The following is a 7,794-nucleotide window of genomic DNA, read 5'->3' as shown; positions in this document are numbered from 1 at the left end:
TCTATTACCCAGGATTTCCTTATTGTATATAATGCTACCAGACGAGTTCTGGACTTTAATACTTGCATATGTACTATTGAAGTAAGAATGCGGTACGCCTGCTTCTAATTTGATTTTCAGCTCTTCTGCTGTTTGATTATAATCTGCTTTTACAATTTCTCGATCACTATATCCTTTTAATGACCATGCAAATTGTTTTCCATCTAGAATTGTTGTCTCTGGCATTTTTTCTACTTTCTTTAAGCCCTCTTTTGTAACCTGGTATCTTGCTGTCTTTCCAATAGTTTCATTTTTGTTATTTTCAAGATTCGTTAATGTTGCGCGTGTTTTTTCCTTTACTGCGTCTCCTTCTATATGAGTTAATTCAATGTAATCTCCCACTTTTACGGGCACTGTTTGGGTTTCAGCATTTTGTTGTCTATTTCCTATGATTTCCTTATTGTACATAACGCTACCAGACGAGTTCTGGACTTTAATACTTGCATATGTACTATTGAAGTAAGAATGCGGTACGCCTGCTTCTAATTTAATTTTTAGCTCTTCTGCTGTTTGATTATAATCTACTTTTGCAATTTCTCGATCACTATATCCTTTTAGGGACCATGTAAATTGATTTCCGTCTAAAATTGTTGCTTCTGGCATTTTTTCTACTTTCTTCAAGCCTTCTTTTGTGACTTCATACATTGCTTTTTTTCCAAAGCTTTCTTGTTTACTGTTGTCTAAATTTGTGAAATTCGCTCTATGCACACCTTCTAGATGTGTTAACTCAATATAATCTCCTACTTTGACTGGAACTTTTTGCGATTCAGCATTTTGTTGTTTGTTTCCATAAATATCTTTACTATATACTACTTTTCCTGATGCATTTTGTACTTTAATACTCGCATACGTTTCATTAAAATAATGATGCGGTACGCCTGCTTTTAATTCAATTTGCATTTCTTCTGTCGACTTATTGAAATTGATTTTTGCAAACTCGAAATCACTAATTCCTTTTAGGGACCATGCAAATCGATTCCCTACTAAAATATCAGAATTTCCATTTGTAATTTCTACTTTTTTCTCTACAGTTCGATCAAATATATCTGTTAATGTAATTTTAGCAAAAGCTGTTTGAGGTAATTGCATAGTTTGACTTACCTCAGTTTGGTAGGACTTAATATTATCAATTATTTTTAAAGGTTGTCCCATTAACTTTTCATTGTCATAGATTTCAATTTTCCCTTTAAACTGTGGAGTACTTTGTTCTTTCAATTTCCATGAAACATTTAATTTTCCAGCTTCAAAGCGAGTATTTAGGATATCAAAATCTAAATTTCCCATTTCTGGTTGACTAGGCTGATTTATATTAAAAGTTTTTCCAGTACCAATAGTTGATTGAGTATTTCCTCCTGCCCTAACCCATAGATATTCTGAAGTTGCTCCTCCATCGTATTGATAGGACGTATCATGTTGCCCAGAGATACGCTGATTATTCCAAGAATTCCATTGTTTATCTGAAACTTTTCTGCTGTATCCATTTTTAAGACGTGCTTCTCTTACATCTTGTCCATTACCAGCCCAGTCCTCTTGAAACATCAATAAACCATAGTTAAATGCAACATTCGCAACTGGATGATCCATAATAGCAACTAACTTCCATTGATTTAATTTATTATCTTTTATCCACTGGCCAAACTTTGTATGGCCATCTTCTTGCCAAGAACGTAGAGTCATTCGATACCATTCACTATCTTTCCAATTATAAGTTGTTTGTACCTTTAGACCTGTTCCTTCTCCACCAAATCTACTGGCTTCTGAAGTCGGCGATAAATATTCAGCTTTTATTGCTTGGTTTGATGCTATTGGATCCCAAAGTGCAAAATGAAGGGTTCGTTTACCGAATTGATCAAAACCACTTTGTTGTTGAAAGCCCGCATAACCACCACCCTCTCCTCCCTGATTCCAGTTATGCACAGCCCAATATGTATAAGGTGCTGTTTGGACTGGTGACCAGTCAATGCTAATAATATCTGAAGCAGCAGTATTTTGTGGTGTTACATAAACTGATGGGGCATGAGATCGGGTTGCTGCCTCTGTACTAGAAATTGGTGCTCCATACATTGACAACATGGTACAAGCCGTTGAAACCATAACAATTTTTTTTATTTTTCCCCTTGCTTTTACTTTAAACATAACTTCCTATCTCCTTTTAAATTATTTTAGTTACATTGAATAATAACCCTATATATCCCTTTAAACAAATTATGTAATAAAGTAACATTAGCTTTAAAATCTAGATATATTTAATGTTTTTTTCACTGCTATTACTAATCAAATTATAGTATTTTGTATTAAAATCGTATGATTTAGGACTAAATATAAAGTGGAAACTTTATAAAATTTCATAAATATGTAGTTTTAGATATTTATGATGAAAGACCCACTAAATAACTTAATTGATTTTATGAAAGATTTACTTCCTTTATTGATTACACTATTAAACCTAGAATTGTTTACCAGAAAAATGTTATGTAAACTTCTGATTTGCCGATTAGACAAAATAGTTTATCAATTTGCTGATATCTTATCATTAGTTAGAAAGAGCCTACTTAAAAACGTAGACTCCTTTAGGTATCTAAACATTACATATATAACAAACATAAAAAAATAGTATCGAATTCTTCTGTTAGTTTATTTAATATTTAATGACGTAGATAATGTATTCCAAGGTGCATTTGTAGATGTATTTTGATATTTAAATTGCCCATTTTGCTGTCCTGAAGCATCCCATTTATATTCCCATCCATCCACTGTTCTATCCCCATTTATATCAATCATCTTAGAATCTACTTTTTTTAGTTTTTGACCACTCATTTGAGCAATTGGATTTCTACCATATCCCATTTCATTTGTATAAATGTATAAATAGCTCCCTCCGTGATCTTTAACTGTACTTAAATTATTAGGACCAATAAATTCAACCCCGCCTAATTGAGATTCAACTTTTACCACATTTAATGATGTTAATGGTGGTGCAGGTGCTGCGGATACATCAGTCGCTAAGCCAACTGTTGCTCCCACTACTAATGATGAAACTCCTAAAATCATTCTTTTTAGCATATACTCATCCCCTTTCTATTTAATACAAATTGATTCTATCATACTAAATTCATACCTTTCCTTCTCTGTGAAAGAGTTAACAAAAAGTACCTATTTATATATGAAATTGTGCATATTCATTGCATTTTTACTATTTACACTTACTACAAATCCTACTACAGCATAATTGCTTCTCTACCTTGATTGACTTAATACATTGGGCCTCGTTTCAAGCTGTTTTTTGTAAGAGCTAATAAATGGTGCGTAGTTCGGTGGTTTAACAAATAAAGAATAGAGTTGCAAAACCAACTCTATTTAAGTAAGCTTTTCCTCTAGCATTATAAGCAAGATCCACCACTTGCATCGATTAACTCACCAGTTATCCAACGACTATCTGATGAAGAAAGAAAACCTACAATATCAGCTATATCATTAGGTTCCCCCCACCTATTAAAAGTCGATAAACCTGCGGCATATTTTTGTCCATCTCTATTCCCCAATGTCTCAGCGTTCATTTCTGTATTAATTATACCCGGGAGAATTGCATTTACTGTAATACCATGGGCACCAAGTTGTTGTGCTAAAGTATGAGTGAGTGTATTAATTGCCCCCTTAGATATACTGTAGGCAAAAACACTTGGGGAGGCTACCCGTGTGACAAAAGACGAAATATTGATAATCCGGCCTCAATCTTTTAAACGTGGCAAAGCTTTTTGAATAATGAAAAATGGAGCTTTCACATTAATATTCATAACCTCATCAAAAGACTCCTCTGTAGATTCCTCTAACGTTAAAATCTGCCCAATTCCTGCGTTGTTTACAAGGATATCAAATGTAGTATCACCTATATATTTTTGAAGAGATTGATCCATCATTGAATACAATTTATTAATGCCGTTAAAGGTACTTAAGTCTGCACTGATTGTAAATGCGGCACCGCCATCTTGTTTAATTTGATCCACTACACTTTCTGCTTCTTCTTTTCTTTTACTATAGTGAACAACGACTAACGCACCAGCCTGCGCCAAATGTAAGACGATGCTTCGGCCTATTCCTCTACTAGCCCCTGTTACTAATGCAATTTTCCCCTTCAATTTATTCATCTCATCATCCCCTTGTTTAAAAAATTCTACTTAGTTATATCACAGGATACCCTTTGAAAAGTTGCTCTCTCATTTGGTTTCCTTAAAGAACCTAAATAGTATTGCTACTAATTTTATTTAATACTAAACATCTAATTTTCTTTTGATGATATAGTGCCCCATGTCAGTTAAGCTAGGAAAGTGAATACCAAAAACTAAGAAAATTATTAGGTTAAGATTGTAGTACCTGAAAAATATTTAGTTTCTAAACCCTTGTTAAGTAGCTACGATGAGCAATTATACTAAACTAATAATGAAAAAAGGATCTGATATGAATATCAAATCCTTTTTTACTATGTATAATTATTTCACAGCTTCTTTTAATTCTTTTCTAGCTTTAAATGCCGGTGCTTTAGAAGCATTAATTCATATTAATTCATATTAATTCAATATAATTATATACAGTTTTAACGAATTGCATGTTGAACTTATTACATTCCAAGAAGTCCTTTACTTTTAGAATCGACAATTCTTCAATACCCTTAGACTTACTCTACGTCCCCTGTAGGGATTTTTTCGATAAACTAACATACTTCTTGTACGCTTACTGAACCTTATCTCTACTATTTTGTATCCACTTCAATGTTAAATCTTTTATCAAAATAGAAGTAAAAAAAGAGCATGAAATAATACATATAAAATTGAATGAATATTAAGATATATTCCCAGAGTCCTGATACATACTCTATTTAAATTGGAGAAAAGAAATCCTTATTTACCCAATTTTTAAGCGACTTATGGTTTATTTTTTTCAAAAGAACGTGCACAATTCATACATAAAAAATATATGGGATCTATTTTCAAGTTCATTACACTTATTCCTTTCTTAATTAACCCTTTTTAGAGTTAATTTCGAATCTTGCTTTTGAGTTCTAAACCCTAATGCGATAGCCGCTCCAATACAGCTTGAAAAACATCCAACAAACAAATATAGGGATGGATCTGACTCACCGATTAAAACGGAAGCTATCCCTCCAATTACAGGGAATAGCGCAACCATATATCCACTTCGAGCTCCTCCGATTTTTTCTACAAGCTTCAAATAGAATAACCATGCTACAAAAGAAGCAAATAGAGTTAAGTATATCAACATAGATACATATGAAAACGATGTAGGAAATGCAAATTCCTGTCCTTGAAATAATACAATTACTCCCATCAATAAACTAGCTACTGTAAATCCAATAACATTTGCATAGATAGGGTTCACCTTATGGCTTGCATTTCGTGCCGAGCTCGCATCACCTATTGCTGTAAGAAGCGTACCTAAAATTGCAACCATAATTCCTTTTATATCATTGAACCCTTGAAAATCATTCAATTTCGGATAGATAAGAATACATACTCCTAATACCCCTAAAATCCCTCCAAACAAAACGCGTGAATGTAACTTTTCTTTTAAAAAAATTCGAAGTGTGATCGGAGTCAAAATTACCTTTAATGAAAAAATCAATGTTACAATTGCCGCAGAACTCAAAATTGTAGCGTAATAAAGGCATAAATAGCTTATTGCAAAGTTACATATACCAAAAACTATTACAAATGGGATATCTTTTTTTGTTGGCATCCCATTTGGTCGAAGAAAACAAACAAGCATCAAAAATAAAAAAGCTGTCATAACCAGACGGTAAGTTAAAGATAACTCTAAGCTGACAGGAGTTCCTTGAATTTTCACTGCAATAAAGTTGAGTCCCCATACAATCAAACAAAATATGTACATAAATATTGTCATAATTCTCCTCCTAAATTAAATTTTTTTATAAATTCATTATTTATTTATACTGTCATTTCTAAAAGGTACAGTTTACAATAAATACAAATGACAGATGGGGTATTAAAATAATGAAGGAACTAATATTTAATATAAATCGAAAAAGTAAAAATCCTATATATCAACAAGTTTATCAATATATACGAACTCAGATTTTATCTGGTAAATTAAAACACGGTAAAAAGTTGCCATCAATTCGACAACTCGCTAACCAATTAGAGGTCAGCAGAAACACAACTCAGGTAGCCTATGAACAACTGCAATCAGAGGGGTATATTCGAAGTGAGAACAAAAAAGGTTTTTTTGTAGAGGCTATTACATCGGATGAAACACTTAATTTTGAACCTATTAGAGAACAGCATTATGAAACAAATCATACTAACATGAAAACTATTGATTTTAAGATTGGGATAGTGGATCAAGAAAACTTCCCTTTAAAAAAGTGGAGAATGATTACAAACAAAATTCTTAAAGACTCTAGCATGTTTTCATACGGAGAAAAACAAGGCGACATTAAATTAAGGAAGGCACTAGCAGATTACTTATTTCAATCAAGAGGAGTTACTACTTCTGCAGAACAAATTATTATTGGCAGTAGCACACAACATTTGTTATTAATTTTGTCACTAATATTAAAGCAAGACTATCATTATATAGCAGTAGAAGATCCTGGATATAACGTGGCAAGGGAGCTTTTTGTTCTTCAATCATTTATTATTGATCCAATTCCAGTAAAAGAACGAGGCATTCAAGTCGATTTTCTTTTAAAATCGCCTTCTAGACTTTTATATGTCACTCCTACTCACCACTTTCCGTATGGAGTGACCATCCCTGTCAATGAAAGACTAAAGTTAATTGGATGGGCAAAAAAGGTGGAAGGCTATATTATTGAGGATGATTATGATAGTGAATTTCGATATATTCATCAACCTATACCGTCTCTTCAAAGTTTAGATTCAAATGATAGGGTGGTTTATTTAGGAACTTTTTCAAAGGCACTCCTCCCCTCTATCCGTGTTAGTTATATGGTTTTGCCTAGGCGGCTAATAAATGAATATAAAAAGATACTCCCTTTACTTGAACAAACATCCTCATCTATTCATCAGCGAACATTGGCAACTTTTATGAATGAAGGATATTGGTACTCGCACTTAAGGAAGATGAAAACTTTGTATAAACGTAAAATGAATCTATTAAATAAGGAATTATCAAAGCATTTTAAGGAATATGTCAAGATTAAAGGTGGTAGCTCCGGTATTTTCGTTATTATTGAAGTGAAAACAAAAATGAGTGAAAAAATGCTAATTGAAAGAGCACATGATCACGGCATTATAGTTTATCCTTGCTCAAAATATTTCTCGGAATATTTACCAGAATATCCTCATATTCAACTTGGATTTGGTGATTTATGCGAAGAAGAGATAATAAAAGGAGTCTCTCAATTAGCAAAAATTTGGTTCTAATAGGAAAAGAGATAGAACAATTAATCAATGAATGATTTTATTTAATTTTTAATAGAAATCCCTTTAGTACTTTGAATTTTTTTACACTAAGTGATGTTTTATTTTTTTATGCTTGAACTACCCCCACTTTCACTTCGTTTAGAAGTGAGGGATTCCTAAGTAAAGAGTTCTATCGAACTCTAATTGATTAGGCTAACCCGCAGTCCTTGCGGTTAGAAGCCTTATTGCTTCATTCTTTAGATTGATACTTGCGTTAATATCCCTATCATGGTGTGTACGACAAGAAGGACAGTCCCATTCACGTAGGTTTAGATTTTTAACGTCTTTATTTTGATAT

Annotated in this window: 5 protein-coding genes and 1 pseudogene; 1 reads left to right on the top strand and 5 read right to left on the bottom strand. The window is 32.7% G+C overall.

Annotated features, from left to right (window positions below):
• The 4 genes and pseudogenes from MR167_RS29280 to MR167_RS29265 all read right to left on the bottom strand — a co-directional run.
• Window positions 1-2,175 (bottom strand): putative mucin/carbohydrate-binding domain-containing protein (locus MR167_RS29280; protein WP_242316085.1); only part of this gene is annotated, 2,175 nt, incomplete at its 3' end.
• Between the two features lie 498 nt (window positions 2,176-2,673).
• Window positions 2,674-3,102, bottom strand: a complete 429-nt coding sequence (locus tag MR167_RS29275) for a DUF4879 domain-containing protein (RefSeq protein WP_000919890.1) — start codon at window positions 3,100-3,102, stop codon at window positions 2,674-2,676.
• A 317-nt stretch (window positions 3,103-3,419) separates the two neighbouring features.
• Window positions 3,420-4,184, bottom strand: a pseudogene (locus MR167_RS29270) (SDR family oxidoreductase).
• A gap of 865 nt (window positions 4,185-5,049) precedes the next feature.
• Window positions 5,050-5,955: a DMT family transporter gene (locus MR167_RS29265; RefSeq protein WP_000151802.1), complete on the bottom strand. Its 906-nt coding sequence runs from the start codon at window positions 5,953-5,955 to the stop codon at window positions 5,050-5,052.
• A gap of 110 nt (window positions 5,956-6,065) precedes the next feature.
• Between MR167_RS29265 and pdxR the strand changes: the two genes are divergently transcribed.
• On the top strand, window positions 6,066-7,457 hold the full coding sequence (gene pdxR, locus MR167_RS29260; protein WP_242316084.1) for a MocR-like pyridoxine biosynthesis transcription factor PdxR: 1,392 nt from the start codon (window positions 6,066-6,068) through the stop codon (window positions 7,455-7,457).
• Window positions 7,458-7,649: 192 nt separating this feature from the next.
• On the opposite strand, the gene MR167_RS29255 is transcribed toward pdxR, so the two are convergent.
• A partial coding sequence (locus MR167_RS29255) for a transposase (protein ID WP_242316086.1) occupies window positions 7,650-7,794 on the bottom strand: 145 nt, incomplete at its 5' end.

This window comes from Bacillus cereus group sp. BfR-BA-01355 (assembly GCF_022663675.1).
GTDB classification, from domain to species: Bacteria; Bacillota; Bacilli; order Bacillales; family Bacillaceae_G; genus Bacillus_A; species Bacillus_A thuringiensis_S.
This window is presented reverse-complemented; position numbering and strand designations above follow the sequence as displayed.